Below are 17497 nucleotides of genomic sequence, written 5' to 3'. Positions count from 1 at the left end.
CCGGATGTCACCCTTCTGACGACATCGCGCTTGTCATCATTCCGATGACATGCTACAACAGGAACAGGTGAAGCGCATTGGCGAGTGCCCGAACCAGTGGAGGTGTTTCCCGATGTTGATGCGCACCGACCCGTTCCGCGAGCTCGACCGGCTCACCCAGCAGCTCCTGGGGACGTCCGGTACGTGGTCGAGGCCGTCCCCGATGCCGATGGACGCCTACCGCGAGGGCGACGAGTACGTGATCGCGCTGGACCTCCCCGGCGTCTCCACGGACGCCATCGACATCGACGTCGAGCGGAACATGCTGACCGTCAAGGCCGAACGGCGTCCGGCCGTGAAGGCGGACTCCGTGCAGATGGAGCTCTCCGAGCGGCCGCTGGGCGTCTTCTCCCGCCAGCTGATGCTCGCCGACACCCTCGACACCGAGCGCATCAAGGCCGACTACGAGGCGGGCGTGCTGACGCTGCGCATTCCGATCGCCGAGCGCGCCAAGCCCCGCAAGATCACCATCTCCGGCGGGGAGCAGCCCAAGCAGATCAGCGGCTGAACGAGCAGATCAGCGGCTGAGCGCGGATCAGCGGCTGAACCGGAAGCACCGCGTACAGCGCGCGGCGGGCGGGCCCGACCCACCCGCCGGGCGCGCATCCGAGGAGGCGGCGGTGACGCACATGAGGAACGACGCGTTCCTGGAGGCGGTCCGGGAACGGGGCGCGTACGCGTCGCGGCAGGAGGCGGACCGGGCGGCCCGGGTCGTCCTCGCGCTGCTCGGCGCGCACCTCGTAGGGGAGGAACGGAACCGGCTGGCCGCCCGGCTGCCCGAGACCTACGCCCTGATCCTCCTCAACCCGCTGCCGGCCGCCGAACCGCTGAGCGCGGAGCGGTTCGTCCGCGCGACGGCGGCCTGGATCGAGGGGGCGACCGAGGAGACGGCCCTGTGGGACACCGGCGCCGTGCTCAGCGTGGTGGCCGAGGCCGTCGACGCCGATCTGATGCGACGGCTCCTGCTCCAGCTCCCGCCGGGTTACGACCTCCTCTTCGGCCGCCCGGGGGAGGCGTGACCGCCCGACGCCCGGCCGCCCGACCGCCCCGGGGCGGTGCCGCCTCCGGGGTCCCGATCGTGAGCAGAACCGTGAGCAGCACTGTGAGCACGACCGTGAGCAGCACTGTGAACAGGACCGTGAGCAGGAAGGAATCGGAACGCATGACCTGGCACGACCTCGTGCGGCGGATACGCGCCGCCGGCCGGTACGCCACCGACGAGGAGGCGGAGGACGTCCTGCGGGCCGTCCTGGCCGTCCTGGGCGGGCACGTCACCGGTGAGGAACGCTGCGAACTCGCGGCGCTCCTGCCCCCCGAGGCCGGCGCGGTCCTGGCGGGCAGCATCCCGCTCACCCAGCCGCTGACCGCCCCCGCGTTCGTCGAGGCCGTCGCCGCCGCCCTGGACACCGCGCCACCGTCCGCCCGGTGGGCCACCGGAACCGTCCTCACCGAACTCGCCGGTACGGCCGGCGAAGAGCTCACCGGCCGCATCCTCGCCCAACTGCCCCGGGGCTACGCCCTCCTCTTCGGCCGCGTCGAACTGGCGCCCGCGGCCTGAGCGTTGCCCGGGGGGGCCGAAGAGGAACGCTCTCTCCCACGCCCGCGCCCACGCCCGCGTCACTCCGGCGTCATTTCCGCGGCGCCGGCGTGAACACCGGAGCCAGGGCCGCCTCCATCAGCGTCCGCGGCCGTCCGGACCCGTCGGCCGGCACCGTCCACAGGTCGGAGCCATAGTCGCCGGGCAGTGAGTACACGAGGGTGTGCCCGTCCCGCCAGACGGCCTGATCGTCGATGTTCCGCCGTTCTGCCGTCGCGGTCTCCCGCAAGGTGCGCAGATCGAGTACGTAGAGCCGCCAGGGCGCGTCCGGCGACGCACCCGCGACGCGCTTCTTGTAGGCGACGCGGGTGCCGTCGGGGGAGAGTGACGGGCACTCCACGTTGGTGTGCAGGGAGCGCAGGGTCTTCGCCGCGCGGTCGCCGCGGACGAGATGGGTCCGGCCGCCGGTGGCGACCGTGGCGTAGAAGTGGTCGTCGTCGGCGAAGGTGACGCCCCAGACGTTGAGGTCGGCCGCCCGGTGCTCCCTGCCGTCCAGGAGGAAGCGGTACGTCTCCAGGCTGCGGTCCAGGCTTCCCGACCGGAGGTCCAGGATCGACGTACGGGTCGAGAAGGAACTGCCGGCGTACGAGTCGCCGCTGACGAAGACCGTCCACGCCACGACCCGCCCGCCGGGCGCCACCCGGGCCCGGCTGGGGATGCCCGCCAGGGCGTACCGCCGGACCTCCCGCAGGCGCGCGTCCAGCACGACGGCGCGGTAGCCGTCCCGGAGTGCCCCGCGCACCGCCTGGAGGCAGACGCCGGTGCCCGCGTCGGAGTGGAACCGCAGGCACCGCACGCCTGAGGCGGTGCGCGGACCGGACGGGTCCGCCTCGGCCACCGAGGTGAGCTCGTCCCGGTGCGGCCCCCACGCCATGTTGCGGAACACCGCGCGGCCCGGCGTCCCGAGGACCACGTCACCGGAGCGCACCTCGGGACCGCCGGCCTGGACACGGTCCTTCTCCGCCGCGCGGTCCGCCGCGTGCAGGGTCGCCGCGAGGGCCACACCGCCCAGGACGAGGACCGCGACGAGCAGCACGATGATCCGGTGTGCGCGCCTCAACGGACGCCCTCCCCCGTGCGATCGTGGCCGCCCGGCGTGCCGGGCCGCAGCAGGCGGGCGCTCGCCAGCGCCGAGACGGCCAGCCCGACGGCCGCCAGGCCCAGCGCCGTACGGTCGCCCCAGGCGGTCCATGCCGCGCCGAACGCGATCGAGCAGACGAACCGGGCCCCCGCCTGACCGGTCTGCACCACGGCCAGACCGCTGCCGCGCACCGCCTCGGGCACGGCGTCGGCCGTCGCCGCCGCGAGGACGCCGTCCGTGGCCGCGTAGAAGGAGCCGTGCAGCACGAGCACCGCGCCGGCGAGCGCGGGGGAGTCCCCGAACGGCGCGACGAGCAGCACATACGCCCCCAGCAGCGCCAGATGGCCGCAGACGAAGCACAGCCGACGGCCGAACCGGTCCGCCAGGATGCCCACCGGCACCGCCAGCAGCAGGAAGGCCGCCGCCGTGCCCAGCGGCAGCAGCGGGAACCAGGACTCCGACAGGTCCAGACGGCGTTGCAGTGTCAGGTAGAGGAACGAGTCGCTGACCGTCGTCAGCCCCAACAGCGCCGCGCAGACCGCCAGTCGGCGGACCGCGGACCGTTGTAGCAGCGCACGAACCGGCGTGCGATGCGCCCTCCGCGCCGTACGACCGGACGCCCGCTCCGGCGTACCGGAGCGCCCGGGGACGAACAGCAGCAGGACGAGCACCCCGAGCGCCGCCGCGCACCCGCTCACGGTGAACACCGCGTCGTAACCACCGGCCGCGACCCGGAGGATGAGGAACGCCGCCACCGGTCCGAGCAGCGCGCCGGCCGTGTCCATCGCCCGGTGGGCCCCGAACGCCCGTCCCCGCTCGGCCGGTTCGCAGGCCAGCGAGATCATGGCGTCGCGCGGCGCCGTGCGCAGCCCCTTGCCCGTACGGTCGGCGGCGAGGACCGCCCCGATCAGCGGCACGGTGTGCGCCGCGAGCAGCAGGGGCTTGCAGAGCGCCGACAGACCGTAGCCGGCGGCGGCCACGGCCTTGGGCCCCGCGCCCCGGTCGGCGAGCCCGCCGCCGAGGAGCCGGACGAGGGCGCTGACCCCGTTGTAGACGCCGTCCAGGAGGCCGAACCCGAGCGGGGAGAGCCCCAGTCCGGCCACGAGGTAGAGCGGCAGGACGGCGGTGACCATCTCCGAGGAGACGTCGGTGATCATGCTGACGGTCCCCAGGACGAGCACCGTGCCGGGGACGGCGGCGTACCGCCGTCCCCGATCTGGGCGTTCGGGCGGGTCGGCGGACGCGGTGCCCGCCGGGGACGTACGGCTGTCCGCGAGGTACACGGTCAGCTGTTCCAGACGCCGGTGATGTCCTTGCCGCGCGCCGCGTTGCCGGCGTGCGCGGTCCCGTACATGTCCTCGATCGTGCGCAGCACGTCGTAGTGGTTGTACGTGGTCGCGGAGGTGGCACCGGCCTTGACCGGCTGGCCGTAGAGGACGGTCGGGATCCGGTTGCCGCTCAGCCGGTTGTCCTCGTCGAAGGTCACCAGCAGCAGGCTGTTGTGGGTCTTCGCCCAGTCCGCGTAGCCCTTGAGGTTGTTCTTGAGCCAGGTGTCACCGGTGGACACCGAGCAGTCGTGCATGTCGCTGCACATGTTCGGGACCACGAAGGACACCGTCGGCAGCTCGGTGTAGTCCTTCGGGAAGGCGCCGAAGGTGTGCGCGGTGCTGGTGGGCACGTTGCCGAAGCCGAACCACGGGTTGTGCTTCTGCCGGTACCGGCCGCTCGAACAGGTGGTGGAGCCCTCGGCGGGCAGCGACTCGTTGTAACTGGCCCAGGTTCTGCCCTTGTCGGACAGTTCGGCGGCCAGGTTGGGCGCGTCGCTGAAGCCGACGTCCACACAGCTGTCGTCGGTGACGCCCTGGGTGTCGCCGGAGAAGAGGGCGTAGTAGTTGGGCTGGCTGGGGTGGGTCTCGGCGTAGGAGGCGGTGAGGTTGGCGCCGCCCGCCGCCAGGGAGCTGATGTAGGGGGCGGAGGAGGAGCCGATGACCTGGTCGTACGCGTGGTTCTCGAACACCACGACCACGACGTGGTCCGGCGTGGGGACCGCCGCCGTGGGGGACGCGGAGGAGGTGGCCGACCAGAGGCCGAGCGAGCCGGCGGCCAGCCCGAGGGCGGCGGCGAGGGCGCCGAGGTGACGTCTGCGGGGGCGTGGGGAGAGGGGCACGGGGGCCTCCGGTGTGGGGGTGGGGGAGCGCTGCGTGGTGACGCGGGAAGCGGGGTGCGTCGGCAGCGTAGGGCCGGTCCGTGGCATGTACACGTCTTCCCGGTGACGCTCCGGGGAACGGTCGCCGGGGTGGGGGTGGACGGGTGTACCCGGTCCATCGGGGCCGTCGAGCCTGGGGGTGCCGAGTTGGGGCTGTCGAGCCGGGGTCGTCGAGCCTGGGGCGCTGAAGACCGCCGTCGACCGTCGGAAGCGGTCCGTCCCGTTCGGAGTCCGTCGGGTCTCGGGCGGCGGCGGTCAGGTGCTCAGGTGCTCGGGCGGTCAGGCGGCCGGGAGGCCGAGCAGGCTCCGCGCCACGTGCTGCGGCGACGTGCCGCGCTCCCGCGCGAGCGCGACGAGGGCGCGGCAGGCGAGCTCGTTCACCCCGAAGCTGAGCGCCTCGGGGGAGACCCAGCGTGCGGCCTCGGCGCTCCGGTCGGGATCGTTCTCGGCGCAGGCCGCGACGTAGACGGCCGCGGCCTCGAACAGGTTGTGCTGCCGCTCCGGCGGGCGCGGCGGGGGCGCGCCCCCATCCTGTCCTGCCGGCCGTAAGTGCCTGCGAAACCTTTCGAGCACGCGGATCACCTGCCCCCATGAGCGGCTCTTCCTGCGGTTGTGCAAGTGTGCCCGGTTCACGGGGTGTTGAACCCGTGGGCAGGGGAGGAGGGTCGGCCGGTGCGCCGAGCGAGCGTTCGCCGTCGCCCACGCGTCCGTCCGTCAGCGCATAAGACGGATGCGGGATATGTCGAATCGATCTATCCTCTCGGTCGTCACCACCGGACGGTGGCCACGGGACGACGACAAGGGGAGACGGACGGGCATGGCGATGCGGGAGACGGAGTTCACCTCCGGCGGGGCGCGGATCCGGTGGACCGAGGCGCGGGGGGGACGGCGCGCCGCTGGTGTACGTCCACGGGCTCGGCGCCGCCTCCGCCGCGTACCACGCCCACATCGCCGCGCACCCGGCCCTCGTCGGCCGGCGCTCCCTCTTCGTCGACCTGCCCGGCCATGGGACGAGCGACCGGCCCGCCGACTTCGGCTACACCCTGGAGGAGCACGCCGACGCGCTCGGTGCCGTCCTGGACGCGGCGGGAGCCGGCGGTGCCGAACTCGTCGCGCACAGCATGGGCGGAGCGGTCGCCGTCGCCCTCGCCCACCGCCGGCCCGGCCTGGTCTCGCGCCTCGTCCTCGCCGAGGCCAACCTCGACCCGGACCCGCCCGCGACCGCGGGCAGCAGCGGCATCGCGCGCTACACCGAGGAAACGTTCGTGCGGGGCGGCGGTTTCGAGGAGACGCTGGACCGGGTGGGAAGCGCGTGGGCGGCCACGATGCGCCTGGCCGACCCGACGGCGCTGCACCGCAGCGCCACTTGGCTGGTCCGCGGCACGCGGCCGACGATGCGGGCGATGCTGACCGGTCTGCGGATCCCGCGGGTCTATCTGCAGGGCGAGTTGAGCGGTGAACTCGCGGGGCGGGAGGGGCTGGAGGAGTGCGGTGTGGTGGTGCGGACCGTTCCGGGCGCCGGCCACGTGATGATGTTCGACAACCCGGACGCCTTCGCGGCGGCGGTCGCCGGGGTTCCGCAGGCCGGACGCGGGGAGACCGCCGGTCGGCCGGCGGTGCTCGCGGAGGACCGCTGACCGCCGCCCCGGCCGCGCGTACGCGGCCTCCGGCCGCCGGAATCCGCCCGGGATCGCGTGCTTGCCGACCGCCGACGGGTGAGCGAGGCTTGCACGACACTGCCGGGGAACGCGGAGCGGGAGGCGGCGCATGGGGCTCGGCAAGGGGTTCGGCAAGGGATTCGAAGCGATACTCGACGACCTGACGCGGCGGGCCGAGGGCATACGGCATGCCCTGGTGCTGTCCAACGACGGCCTGGTGACGGGTGCCAGCGAAGGGCTGACCAGGGAGGACGCCGAGCACCTGGCCGCCGTCGCCTCGGGGCTGCACAGCCTGGCCCAGGGCACCGGGCGGCAGTTCCGGGCGGGCCGGGTGCGCCAGACCATGATCGAGTTCGATGGCGGCGTCCTCTTCGTGACGGCCGCCGGGGACGAGAACTGCCTGTGCGTGCTGGGGAGCGGTGCGGCGGACGTCGGGACCATCGCCTACGAGATGACCGTGCTGGCCGACCGGGTGGCGGCGCGGGCCGCGGGGGCGGGTGGCGGGTCCGAGGGGCCGGGCAGAGGGTCTGGCCTGGGCGATCCACGGCAGGACCCGGGGGAGTGCCACGGTCGGCCCGGGTGACGGGAGCGAGCGCGGGACTGGTGGGTACGGGGGTGTGCCGGCCCGGTGGGTACGAGGTGGGCGGGCCTGATGAGTGCGGGGTCGGCCGGTGAGTACGAGGTGGGCCGGCCCGGTGTGACGGGGTGAGCCGCCCTGCTGTGTGAGCGCTTCCGGCGTGACGGGAGCGACGCCTGAGGTGTTGTCAGACCCCTCCTCTACAGTCGTCACCAAGAGTAATCGACTGGTAGTAGGAGAGTGTCATGGCGGATCGGTGCACGTCCGGTAGCGCGGCGGAGAACGGCGTCCCCTTCGGGCGCGCGGCGCGGGAACTGGGGCTGAAGGTCGGTGAGTTGGACCTCGCGGTGCAGCTCGGCGAGGTGCGGACGGTCGCGTCCGGGCCGGAGGGCCCACGGCGGGTGCTCGGGGAGGACATCGAGCGGCACCGGTCGGCCGAGGGGTTCCCCGACGCGCTCCGGGCCCGGTTGCGGACGGTCGGCACGGCGGAGGGCGCCGAGCTGGCGGGCATCGCTCCGGCGCGCTTCACCCGGCTGGCCCGGGGTGGCCTCCTCGTCCCGGTGCGGTTCTGGATCAACCGCTACGGGGCGGTCGTCTGGCGGTACCTGGCGTCGGACGTCGCCGAATTCGCCGAACGCCGGCCGGCCCTGCTGACCGGCAGACTCCCGGCCGACCTCCGCGCGGCGACGGACGACGGCGGCGACCGGCGGGGCATGCGCTGGCGCGGCCTGCGGGTGGAACAACTGGAGGCCCAGGCCGGAGACCCCTGGCGGCGGGCGGCGGCCCCCGCGGCCGTCCTCTCCCCGGACCTGCTGGTTCCCGCCGTCCCCGACCCGGTCGCCCGCGCCTGGCTCGGCGCCCACCGCCCGGCGCTGACCTCGGCACGGCCCTCGGCGCCCGCCGGACGCGCGGCGGTGGAGGGGCTGGTGTTCGCCGACGGGCCCGACGAGGTCGCGCACTATCAGGCGCGCGTGGCGGCCCTGACCGCCGTGGCCCAGCGGTGGGGAGCGCCGCCCGGGCCGGAGAGCGCCAGGTCGGGGGAGACCGCATACGGGGTGGCTGCGGCCGTCGGCGGCGGGTCCCTTCTGCTCGTGCCGTCATCGGATGCGCCCCCGCGCACGGAGTCCGTGGGCCGGGGGACGGCCGATGCCGCCCCGGGCGAACGGGTGCCACTGCCTGCACCCACACCCGCACCGGCGGGCGGGCCGGGCGCGGGCGAACGGGAACAGGCGGCCGCGACCGCGACCGCGGCCCCGGCGGCCGGTGGCGCGGCGTCGGATCCGCGCCCGTCGGGCGGCACCCGTGTCCCGCGCGCGGGACGCGACGTACTCGGCGCCGGTGTCCCCGCTCAGCCGGCCGCCCCCGGTGGCCTGCGCTCCGTGTGGCGGGTTCTCGACCGGCTCCTCGCGCGGGGCGGACGGCCCGGAGCGTCGGCTCGCCGGGAGCGTTCCGCCGGGTGGTCACGCACGGTGCCGGGACTTTCCCGGCGGCGGAGGGCCGGGCGGCCGGCGCGGCGGTGTCCCGCGGACGTGGGCGCGCGAAGGCGGTCCGCGTCCGGGCGGATCAGCGGACGACCTTGATCCCGAAGGGGGTGCCGAAACCGAGGGCGAAGCCGATGGCGGAGTGCATGTGGGCGTACATCTCCATGCCGCGGGCGGAGACCAGCGGGCCCAGGTCGAGGACGTCGGTCCAGCCGTAGGCCCTCAGCAGGTCGGTGACGGTCGCCTTGGCATCGGCGTGGTCCCCCGCCACGAACATGGTGTGGTCGCCCCCGCCGACGGCCTTGGGGTCGACGACGGTGTCCTGCTCCTGGGTGACGAACGCCTTGACGACCTTCGTCCGCGGCAGGGCGCGCTGGATCCGCTCGGCGAGGCTGTCGGTGTCGCACGGGTCGAGCTTCGGCATCGAGCCCCACGGCGTCGGCCAGGGATGTTGGACGTCAGGGTTGTAGACGAACGGGACGGCGTAATCGGCGAGCGTCTTGCCCGCCAGCTGCTCCTCGGCCGCGGACAGGGCGGCGACCGCGTTGTGGCCGTCGATGCCGTTGACGACCAGCTCGGGCGCCCGCTCGGCGGCGTCGGCGAAGGTGTGCAGCTCGACGCCCGGGTGGTCGGCGAGCCAGGTGCCGAACGGCGGGGCGCCCATCATGTCGGGCTCGGTGCGGGCGAGCGTCGCCTCCGGGTCGCGCGTGCCGACGTGCACCTCGTGCCCGAGCCCGGCGAGCCGGGCGATATGGGCCCGCGCGCCGCCACCGGTACCGAGAACAGCGATCTTCATAGGGGAATCCTCCTGTTTTGTCCCTTGGGTGATTCCCACGGTAGGAAGGATGTAGGACAGTGGCTGTCCTTTACGGTACGCAGAGTGAAGATCATCGCGAGCGGCGCGACCGCCCGCCCCCTCCTCCCCTGTGCCACCGCCGCCCGGACCCGGCCCGTGTCGGGGCAGGGTCCGGGCGGCGGCAACGGCGGGCGTCAGAGCTGGCCCACGTCCATGACGCGGATCACCGCGCGGCCCTCCTCGTCCGACGCCGCCAGGTCCACCTCGGCCGAGATGCCCCAGTCGTGGTCGCCGTTCGGGTCGGCGAAGGTCTGGCGGACGCGCCAAAGGCCGTCCTCCGGCTTCTCCTCGATGCGCAGCAGCTTGGGCCCGCGCGCGTCGGGGCCGGTGCCCAGCTCCTCGTACTCGTCCCAGTAGGCGTCCATCGCGGCGCCCCAGCGCTCCTCGTCCCAGCCGGACTCGGCGTCCATCTCGCCGAGTTCGCCGACCCGGTCGAGAGCGGCCAGCTCGACGCGGCGGAACAGCGCGTTGCGGACCAGCACCCGGAAGGCGCGGGCGTTGGCCGTGACCGGCTTGACCTGGTCGGCGCGCTCCTGGGCCTCCTCGGCCGTCTCCACCTCCGGGTTCGCGAGCTGCTCCCACTCGTCCAGCAGGCTGGAGTCCACCTGCCGCACCATCTCGCCCAGCCAGGCGATCAGGTCCTCGAAGTCGTCCGACTTCAGGTCGTCCGGCACGGTGTGGTCCAGCGCCTTGTACGCGCTCGCCAGGTAGCGCAGCACGATCCCCTCGGTGCGCGCCAGGTCGTAGTAGGAGGTGAACTCCGTGAAGGTCATCGCCCGTTCGTACATGTCGCGGATGACGGACTTGGGCGACAGCGGGTGGTCGCCCACCCACGGGTGGCTCTTGCGGTAGACGTCGTAGGCGTGCGTCAGCAGCTCCTCGAGCGGCTTGGGGTAGCTGACGTCCATCAGCCGCTCCATCCGCTCCTCGTACTCGACGCCCTCGGCCTTCATCTCCGCGACCGCCTCGCCGCGCGCCTTGTTCTGCTGCGCGGCGAGGATCTGCCGGGGGTCGTCCAGCGTCGACTCCACGACCGACACCATGTCGAGCGCGTAGGACGGCGACTCCGGGTCCAGCAGCTCGAACGAGGCGAGGGCGAAGGTGGACAGCGGCTGGTTGAGGGCGAAGTCCGACTGGAGGTCCACCGTCAGCCGGACGATGCGGCCCTCGGCGTCGGGCTCGTCGAGGCGCTCCACCACACCGCCGTCCAGCAGCGAGCGGTAGATGGCGATGGCCCGGCGGATGTGCCGGAGCTGGTTCTTCCGCGGCTCGTGGTTGTCCTCCAGGAGCCGGCGCATCGCCTCGAAGGCGTTGCCCGGCCGGGCGATGACCGCCAGCAGCATCGCGTGCGTGACCCGGAAGCGGGAGGTGAGCTGCTCGGGCTCGGAGGCGATGAGTTTCTCGAAGGTGTTCTCGGTCCAGCCGACGAAGCCCTCCGGAGCCTTCTTGCGGACCACCTTGCGGCGCTTCTTCGGGTCGTCGCCCGCCTTCGCCAGCGCCTTCTCGTTCTCGACGACGTGGTCCGGGGCCTGAGCGACGACGAAGCCCGCGGTGTCGAAGCCGGCCCGCCCGGCGCGGCCCGCGATCTGGTGGAACTCCCGCGCCCGCAGCGTGCGCACCCGCTGTCCGTCGTACTTGGTGAGGGCCGTGAACAGCACCGTGCGGATGGGCACGTTGACGCCCACGCCCAGGGTGTCCGTACCGCAGATCACCTTCAGCAGTCCGGCCTGGGCCAGCCGCTCCACCAGCCGCCGGTACTTCGGCAGCATGCCCGCGTGGTGCACGCCGATGCCGTGCTTGACGAACCGGGAAAGGTTCCGGCCGAACTTGGTCGTGAACCGGAAGTTGCCGATCAGCTTGGCGATCTCGTCCTTCTCCTCGCGCGAGCACATGTTGATGCTCATCAGCGCCTGCGCCCGTTCGACGGCCGCCGCCTGCGTGAAGTGGACGATGTAGACCGGCGCCTGCCGGGTCTGGAGGAGCTCGGTCAGCGTCTCCGTCAACGGCGTCGTGCGGTACTCGTACGACAGGGGGACGGGCCGGGTCGCCGAGCGCACCACCGCGGTGGGCCGGCCGGTGCGGCGCGTCAGGTCCTCCTCGAACCGGGACACGTCACCGAGCGTCGCCGACATCAGCACGAACTGGGCCTGGGGGAGCTCCAGCAGCGGGATCTGCCATGCCCAGCCGCGGTCCGGCTCCGCGTAGAAGTGGAACTCGTCCATCACGACCTGGCCGATGTCGGCGTCCTTGCCGTCGCGCAGGGCGATGGAGGCCAGTACCTCCGCCGTGCAGCAGATCACCGGGGCGTCGGCGTTCACCGAGGCGTCGCCGGTGAGCATGCCGACGTTCTCGGTACCGAAGATCTTGCAGAGGTCGAAGAACTTCTCCGACACCAGCGCCTTGATCGGCGCGGTGTAGAAGGTCACCTGGTCGTTGGCGAGGGCCGTGAAGTGAGCCCCCGCCGCCACCAGGCTCTTGCCCGAGCCGGTCGGTGTGGAAAGGATCACGTTCGCCCCGGAGACCACCTCGATCAGCGCCTCCTCCTGGGCGGGGTACAGCGTGATGCCCCGCTCCTCGGCCCAGGTCGAGAAGGCCTCGAAGAGGGCATCGGGGTCGGCATGGCTCGGCATCTGATCGATAAGGGTCACACCCCCATACTGCCTGCCCCCCGCCCGGATCAGGGAACCGGCCGGTCGAACGATGATCATCCGGGCATTACGCTGAGTCGCCGACACGGCGTCAGAAAGGGAAAGGCGCCGGTGGTGAAGGGGCGGAACGACCATGATGGGACCGGCGCACTCGCTCTCCGGGGCCGCGGCCTGGCTGGGGGTGGGAGCCGCCGCCGCGGGCGCCGGACACCCGATGCCCTGGCCGGTGCTCACCGTCGGCGCCCTGATCTGCGCCGGAGCCGCCCTGGCCCCGGACCTCGATCACAAGTCGGCCACGATATCGCGCTCCTTCGGCCCGATATCGCGCATCCTCTGCGGCGTCATCGACGCCCTCTCCCACAGCGTCTACAAGGCGACCCGGGGCAAGGGCGACCCACGGCGCAACGGAGGCCACCGCACCCTCACCCACACCGCGGTCTGGGCGGTGCTCATCGGCGCCGGCACCTCCCTGCTGGCCGTGGAGGGCGGCCGCTGGGCCGTGCTCGGCATCCTCTTCGTCCACCTGGTGCTGGCCGTCGAAGGACTGCTCTGGCGGATGGCCCGGACCTCCAGCGACGTCCTCGTCTGGCTGCTCGGAGCCACCAGCGCCTGGATCCTGGCCGGGGTCCTCGACCGGCCCGGCAACGGATCCGGCTGGCTGTTCGCCGACCACCCCTACCTCTGGCTCGGTCTGCCCATCGTGCTCGGTGCCCTCGTGCACGACATCGGGGACGCCCTGACCGTCTCCGGCTGCCCGATCCTCTGGCCGCTCCCCATCGCCCGCAAGCGCTGGTACCCCGTCGGACCGCCGAAGTCGATGCGCTTCCGGGCCGGCAGCCGGGTGGAGGTCAAGGTGCTCATGCCGCTCTTCATGGTGCTCGGCGGCATAGGGGGGATCGGCGCGCTGGACCTGCTCTGAGGCCCGGGCGCGACGGCCACCGGGCCGTCGTCCGGCACTGGGGCAGGAGCTTGACGCGCTGTCGGACGCGCCCCCTACGGTGGCCGCATGCCTGCCGCCTCACCGATCCCCTCCCTGCTCTACTACGCGGACTCCTACGACCTGTTGAAGGAAGTCGCCACCCGGCTGCGCCTGACCACCGGCCCCCGCGACCGGCTGCCCGAGGGGCTGTGGGAGAAGAACCGCGCGATACGCCGGCACGCCCAGGAGGCGGCCGAGGACGAGAAGCGGACCGAGCGGCGCCGCGCGTCGTTCGAGGGGCTGATGCGGGACCCCGACCAGGAGTGGGCACGCGCGACCACCGGCTTCCGGCCGGGCTCCCTGGCCGGGTTCTTCGCCCGCGCCGACCTGCCGCCCTTCCTGGCGGCCTGGCGCGACGGCGAGGCCGCCTGGCCCTTCGCCGACGCCCCCTTTCCCCGCGACTTCCTCCTCTCCCCCCACCCGCTGCTGCGGCTGCGCGCCCTCCTGCCCGACTGGCCCGAGCCGGGCTACGGACGCGACCGCGTCCACCTGGACGCCGAGGAACAGACGGCGGCCGGGCTGCTGCTGGCCCGCGCCGGCCGGTACGACCTGCTCGGGCAGGTCGTGGCCACGGGCGGTCGGGCGCTCCTCGCCCCGGTCCGCCCGGCCTTCGAGACGTCCCTGCGCGAGCGGAGCGTACGGGCGCTGCGCACGGCCCTGGCCGCCGAACGGCGCCGCCGCGACCGCCTCTTCCGGCATTTCGCCGCGGAGGCGGACCCGGAGCCCGACGAACGGTGGATTTCGATCGACTGGGACGCCGTACGGCAGGCGGCGGACGCCGACGGCCCGCTCCTGCGCGAGCGGGCTGCCGAGATCGTGGCCCACCCCGAGTGCCCGATGGACCTGCGCGTCCTGGTGGCCACCCGAGGGACGGACCGGTTCGTGTGGTCCCGGCTTCTCTCGGACCGCCCCACGGGCCTGCACCTGCTGCGCACCCTGCCGATGCGGCCGGACCACTCCCTGGCGGCACCCTTCTCGTACGCGGACGAGGCCGGCGTCGGCGTCGGCGACCTGCTCGATCTCGCGCACCCCGCCGACCTCCTGCTGCGCGACGCGGCGGGGCTGCCCGGGATCGCGCGGTGGCACCCGATGCAGTGCGTGATCACGGAGGACGACGAACGGGGGATGAGGCGCCTGGCCCGGGGCATCACGGAGGCGGCCGACCGCCGGCTCGGCGACGACCCCGGCGCCTGGACCATCGGCTGCCGCCTTGTGGCGGGCCGCCGCTTCACCGGCTCGGTGAACGAGCTGTTCGCCTGGGCGGCCAAAGGCCGACCCCGGCCGAGAACCGGTCGCGACGACGACCGCGTACCGACGACGGGAGGCGCCTGACCCCGGACGGTCCACCGCCGCGCCCGGACGTTGCGGCCGGCCGTCAGGGGCGGATGATGGGCCTCATGGCGGCGTGGGCCTGGCCCGCGCCCCGCCGGCCCCTACGCGAGCGGGAGGACCGCGGCATGCCCGTACCGGACGCCGAGACCGAGACGGAGGTGCTGATCGTCGGGGGCGGGCCGGTCGGGCTCACCGCCCGGGCCCTTTTGTACCGCTGGGGCGTGCGGGCGCTGCTGGTCGAGAAACACCGCGCGCTGTCGCCCTTCCCGCGCTCCCGGCTGGTCAACGTGCGCTCGATGGAGATCTTCCACGGCCTCGGGACGGCCGCCGGGATCACCGCCGCCGCGTTCGCGCCGGAATACGGCCGCATCCGCTTCCGCGACACCCTGGACGGGCCGGACTTCGCGTCCGCGGCGATGGCCGGGATCAACGCGCCGATTCCCGAGAGCCCCGTACGAGGGGTGGTCACCTCACAGGACCGCCTGGAGCCCCTCCTGCTCGGCGCGGCGGACGGCCCCGTCCGGTTCGGGACGGAGCTGACCGCCCTGACCGAGGACACCGACGGCGTCGAGGCACTCGTCGTCGACCGCGACAGCGGTGCCGGGACACGCGTCCGCGCCCGCCACGTCCTCGGCGCCGACGGCGCGCACTCCACCGTCCGGCGCCTGCTGGGCATCGGCACCACGGGCCCCGGCGCCCTGGGGAACATCACCACCGTCGTCTTCGACGCCGACCTCGGCCGCTGGAGCGCCGACCGGCCCGCCGGGGTCTACTTCACCGCGCACGGCTCCTTCCTCCCGCTCTACCCGGAGGGCGGCTGGTCCTGGTTCGCCCCCACCCCCGACGATCCGGAGCACGCCGACTGGGCCGGGATCGTCGCCCGTGCCCTCGGCCCCGGCGCACAGGCGGGGATCGAGGTGCTGCGGGTGCAGCCGTGGGTGATGCACGCGTTCGTCGCCGAGAAGTTCCGGCACGGCCGCGTCGTGCTGGCCGGCGACGCCGCGCATGCGATGCCCATCATCGGCGGCCTGGGCATGAACACCGGCGTCGCCGACGCGCACAACCTGTGCTGGAAGCTGGCGGGAGTGACCCACGGCTGGGCAGGATCGGGCCTGTTGGACACCTACGCGGCGGAACGCCGGCCCGTCGCCCAGCGGACGCTCCGCCAAGCGGTCGCCAACACGCGGCTCCTCCACCGGGTGCAGCAGCACCGCCAGGAGCAGATCCGAAGCGGCGAAACGGCACCGGAACAGGTCGAGATCCCCTGGTCCGAGGAGTACTTCGCGCAACTCGGCCTCGTCCTCGGCGCCGCCTACCGCTCCGCCGCCGTCCTCACCGACCACGCCACCCCGCCCGAACCTCCCGGCAGCGGCACGGACTACGTTCCCACGGCGGAGCCGGGCCACCGCCTGCCGCACCTCTGGCTCGCCCCCGGCCGCTCCACCCTCGACACGCTCGGCGAGTGGTTCACCGTCCTCACCCCGGACCCCGCCCACTGGGAGCGGCAGGCCGGAGCCGCCGCGCCCTGGCCGCTGCGCGTCGAGCCCCTCCCGCACGAGCACCTCGACCCCTGCCGCCTCGGCCCGCACGGCGCCCTGCTCGTTCGTCCCGACGGCCACATCGGCGCCCGCTGGCACGACGCGCCGCCCGGCGGCGACACTCTCCGCCGCGCCCTCACCGCGCTGTCCGCCCGGGGGCGTTCGGATACGGGCAGGCCGGCGGCCTCGATATGAGCACAGCGCCGCAGTGCATCCGAGATTCGGTGCCTGGGAGCGATGAAGGTCTGGTGAGAAGGGATTCATCCGGCTTGTTGCGTTCCCGATGGGTTCACTGTCGAGTCCGATGACCCCTGTGCCGCGCTTTCCTGGGCTTCGAGAAGCTCGTCACCGTGCTCGATCGCCCAGCGGCCGAGTGCCATCATGGGGCCCTCGACCAGGCTCTGCCCCAGACTGGTCAGGCTGTAATCGACACGAGGTGGCGCTTCGGCGTATGCGTGGCGGTCGACCAGACCGCTGGAGAACAAACGATGCAGCGTGCCGGTCAGGACCTTGTCGCTGATACCGCCGATCGCGGCACGCAGCTCGCGGCGTCGGCGCGGGCCCGCGTGAAGAGCCGCCAGCACAACGGGATCCCAGGTGTGGGCGAAGAGATCGGTGGCCGCGCGCAGACGGCAGTCGGCGACCCACTCGTCGCGGTGGCGTTCGTGATCAGTCATTTCGGCGCCCATCATCGCGCGGTCGTTGCGCACCGATCGGTGCGCAACGCCTTTCCTAGTGTGACTGCCCAACTGACTGCCGCTTGAGAGGAAGCGACGATGCGCATTGGGATTCTGGGAACAGGGACGCTGGCGGCGGCCTTGGGTGAGAGCTGGTCACGCGCCGGGCACGAGGTGGCGATCGGCGGGCGGTCACAGGGCAAGGCAGAGAAGCTTGCTGAGCGGCTGGGCCGCGGAGTGCTCGCCGTCGCGCCGCGCGAGGCGGTCATCGGGCGCGACGCGGTGCTCCTCGCCGTCTCCTGGGACGGCGTCGAGGACATGCTGGGACTGGTGGGCGCGTCCGAAGGCCTGCTTGAGGGGACGCCGTTGATCGATCCCACGAACGCTGTCGCACATGGTGTCGGTGTTCTGCTCACCGAGCACGGTGAGTCGATGGCGAGGCGGATCGCCGAGCTTGCTCCGGGCGCTCATGTTGTCAAGGCGTTCCATCTCTTTCCCGCTGACCAATGGACGAGTTCTTCCGGTGGCGGTCAGTCCGGTGTGACTGTGGTGATGTGCGGCGACGATTCCGCGGCACTTCGTGTCGTCGGCGAGTTGGTGCGCGACGTCGGCGGGACGCCGGCGATTCTTGGAGCGCTGGATCGTGTCCGGCAGTCGGAGGAAGTGGCGGGCTTCGTCATCGGGCTTGCGTTCGCGGGATTCGACCCCAACTCCGCAGTCCCTCGCGTCCCCTCATCGGCTGCGACGAGCTGACCTGCTGTCCCCATCAGACGGGAGACTCGATGCGGACCCTCGTGGGCCCGAGGGCAGTGCGCACTGATCGCATCG

17 protein-coding genes are annotated in these 17497 nt (G+C 73.1%); 10 read left to right on the top strand and 7 right to left on the bottom strand.

Annotated features, from left to right (window positions below):
* The first annotated feature begins 112 nt into the window (after positions 1-112).
* The 3 genes from K7I03_RS02790 to K7I03_RS02780 all read left to right on the top strand — a co-directional run bounded on the left by K7I03_RS02790 (position 113) and on the right by K7I03_RS02780 (position 1597).
* Positions 113-547 (top strand): Hsp20/alpha crystallin family protein, encoded by a 435-nt coding sequence (locus K7I03_RS02790; protein WP_185942831.1) that lies wholly within the window; start codon positions 113-115, stop codon positions 545-547.
* 121 nt (positions 548-668) lie between these two features.
* Positions 669-1058, top strand: coding sequence for a DUF2267 domain-containing protein (locus tag K7I03_RS02785; protein WP_185942932.1), 390 nt, complete (start codon positions 669-671; stop codon positions 1056-1058).
* Positions 1059-1201: 143 nt separating this feature from the next.
* On the top strand, positions 1202-1597 hold the full coding sequence (locus tag K7I03_RS02780; protein WP_185942832.1) for a DUF2267 domain-containing protein: 396 nt from the start codon (positions 1202-1204) through the stop codon (positions 1595-1597).
* A 70-nt stretch (positions 1598-1667) separates the two neighbouring features.
* On the opposite strand, the gene K7I03_RS02775 is transcribed toward K7I03_RS02780, so the two are convergent.
* The 4 genes from K7I03_RS02775 to K7I03_RS02760 form a co-directional block, all read right to left on the bottom strand.
* The gene (locus K7I03_RS02775) at positions 1668-2696 is read right to left on the bottom strand and encodes a TolB family protein (RefSeq protein WP_185942833.1); all 1029 of its coding nucleotides are present in this window, start codon (positions 2694-2696) and stop codon (positions 1668-1670) included.
* Positions 2693-4000: an MFS transporter gene (locus K7I03_RS02770; RefSeq protein WP_185942834.1), complete on the bottom strand. Its 1308-nt coding sequence runs from the start codon at positions 3998-4000 to the stop codon at positions 2693-2695. The genes K7I03_RS02775 and K7I03_RS02770 overlap by 4 nt, the downstream gene beginning before the upstream one ends.
* 2 nt (positions 4001-4002) lie before the next feature.
* Positions 4003-4884 (bottom strand): alkaline phosphatase family protein, encoded by an 882-nt coding sequence (locus K7I03_RS02765; protein ID WP_185942835.1) that lies wholly within the window; start codon positions 4882-4884, stop codon positions 4003-4005.
* Between the two features lie 318 nt (positions 4885-5202).
* Positions 5203-5505: a hypothetical protein gene (locus K7I03_RS02760; protein ID WP_185942933.1), complete on the bottom strand. Its 303-nt coding sequence runs from the start codon at positions 5503-5505 to the stop codon at positions 5203-5205.
* Between the two features lie 317 nt (positions 5506-5822).
* Here K7I03_RS02760 and K7I03_RS02755 point away from each other — a divergent pair, with 317 nt between their 5' ends.
* The 3 genes from K7I03_RS02755 (at position 5823) to K7I03_RS02745 (ending at position 8738) form a co-directional block, all read left to right on the top strand.
* Positions 5823-6560: an alpha/beta fold hydrolase gene (locus K7I03_RS02755; protein ID WP_263457555.1), complete on the top strand. Its 738-nt coding sequence runs from the start codon at positions 5823-5825 to the stop codon at positions 6558-6560.
* Positions 6561-6690: 130 nt separating this feature from the next.
* Positions 6691-7164, top strand: a complete 474-nt coding sequence (locus tag K7I03_RS02750; RefSeq protein WP_185942836.1) for a roadblock/LC7 domain-containing protein — start codon at positions 6691-6693, stop codon at positions 7162-7164.
* Between the two features lie 239 nt (positions 7165-7403).
* Positions 7404-8738 carry a DUF6397 family protein gene (locus K7I03_RS02745; protein WP_185942837.1) on the top strand — a complete coding sequence of 445 codons (1335 nt, stop codon included), beginning with the start codon at positions 7404-7406 and terminating at the stop codon, positions 8736-8738.
* Here the strand turns inward: K7I03_RS02745 and K7I03_RS02740 are convergent.
* Both K7I03_RS02740 and K7I03_RS02735 read right to left on the bottom strand, forming a co-directional pair.
* Positions 8722-9435: an NADPH-dependent F420 reductase gene (locus K7I03_RS02740; RefSeq protein ID WP_185942838.1), complete on the bottom strand. Its 714-nt coding sequence runs from the start codon at positions 9433-9435 to the stop codon at positions 8722-8724. The two genes, K7I03_RS02745 and K7I03_RS02740, sit on opposite strands and share 17 nt — an antisense overlap.
* A 194-nt stretch (positions 9436-9629) precedes the next feature.
* Positions 9630-12143: a DEAD/DEAH box helicase gene (locus tag K7I03_RS02735; RefSeq protein ID WP_185942839.1), complete on the bottom strand. Its 2514-nt coding sequence runs from the start codon at positions 12141-12143 to the stop codon at positions 9630-9632.
* A gap of 133 nt (positions 12144-12276) precedes the next feature.
* On the opposite strand from K7I03_RS02735, the gene K7I03_RS02730 reads away from it, so the two are divergent.
* The 3 genes from K7I03_RS02730 (at position 12277) to K7I03_RS02720 (ending at position 16187) form a co-directional block, all read left to right on the top strand.
* Positions 12277-13062, top strand: coding sequence for a metal-dependent hydrolase (locus K7I03_RS02730; protein WP_185942840.1), 786 nt, complete (start codon positions 12277-12279; stop codon positions 13060-13062).
* An 87-nt stretch (positions 13063-13149) separates the two neighbouring features.
* The gene (locus K7I03_RS02725; RefSeq protein WP_185942841.1) at positions 13150-14454 is read left to right on the top strand and encodes a hypothetical protein; all 1305 of its coding nucleotides are present in this window, start codon (positions 13150-13152) and stop codon (positions 14452-14454) included.
* 125 nt (positions 14455-14579) lie between these two features.
* Entirely contained in the window at positions 14580-16187 is a 1608-nt protein-coding gene (locus K7I03_RS02720) for an FAD-dependent monooxygenase (RefSeq protein WP_185942842.1), read from the top strand.
* 65 nt (positions 16188-16252) lie between these two features.
* On the opposite strand, the gene K7I03_RS02715 is transcribed toward K7I03_RS02720, so the two are convergent.
* Complete coding sequence (locus K7I03_RS02715; RefSeq protein WP_224346832.1) at positions 16253-16702, bottom strand: winged helix-turn-helix transcriptional regulator; 450 nt, start codon at positions 16700-16702, stop codon at positions 16253-16255.
* 66 nt (positions 16703-16768) lie between these two features.
* Here K7I03_RS02715 and K7I03_RS02710 point away from each other — a divergent pair, with 66 nt between their 5' ends.
* On the top strand, positions 16769-17422 hold the full coding sequence (locus tag K7I03_RS02710) for an NADPH-dependent F420 reductase (RefSeq protein ID WP_185942843.1): 654 nt from the start codon (positions 16769-16771) through the stop codon (positions 17420-17422).
* The last annotated feature ends 75 nt before the right edge of the window (positions 17423-17497 follow it).

Origin of the sequence: Streptomyces mobaraensis, assembly GCF_020099395.1 — a bacterium.
Lineage (GTDB): Bacteria > Actinomycetota > Actinomycetes > Streptomycetales > Streptomycetaceae > Streptomyces.
This window is presented reverse-complemented; position numbering and strand designations above follow the sequence as displayed.

Bases quoted from the DNA above. Each gene is read 5' to 3' on its own strand.
- K7I03_RS02750 (WP_185942836.1), top strand. From the start codon at position 6,691: ATGGGGCTCGGCAAGGGGTTCGGCAAGGGATTCGAAGCGATACTCGAC.
- K7I03_RS02730 (WP_185942840.1), top strand. From the start codon at position 12,277: ATGATGGGACCGGCGCACTCGCTCTCCGGGGCCGCGGCCTGGCTGGGG.
- K7I03_RS02710 (WP_185942843.1), top strand. From the start codon at position 16,769: ATGCGCATTGGGATTCTGGGAACAGGGACGCTGGCGGCGGCCTTGGGT.
- K7I03_RS02785 (WP_185942932.1), top strand. From the start codon at position 669: ATGAGGAACGACGCGTTCCTGGAGGCGGTCCGGGAACGGGGCGCGTAC.
- K7I03_RS02725 (WP_185942841.1), top strand. From the start codon at position 13,150: ATGCCTGCCGCCTCACCGATCCCCTCCCTGCTCTACTACGCGGACTCC.
- K7I03_RS02780 (WP_185942832.1), top strand. From the start codon at position 1,202: ATGACCTGGCACGACCTCGTGCGGCGGATACGCGCCGCCGGCCGGTAC.
- K7I03_RS02790 (WP_185942831.1), top strand. From the start codon at position 113: ATGTTGATGCGCACCGACCCGTTCCGCGAGCTCGACCGGCTCACCCAG.
- K7I03_RS02740 (WP_185942838.1), bottom strand. From the start codon at position 9,435: ATGAAGATCGCTGTTCTCGGTACCGGTGGCGGCGCGCGGGCCCATATC.
- K7I03_RS02720 (WP_185942842.1), top strand. From the start codon at position 14,580: ATGCCCGTACCGGACGCCGAGACCGAGACGGAGGTGCTGATCGTCGGG.
- K7I03_RS02745 (WP_185942837.1), top strand. From the start codon at position 7,404: ATGGCGGATCGGTGCACGTCCGGTAGCGCGGCGGAGAACGGCGTCCCC.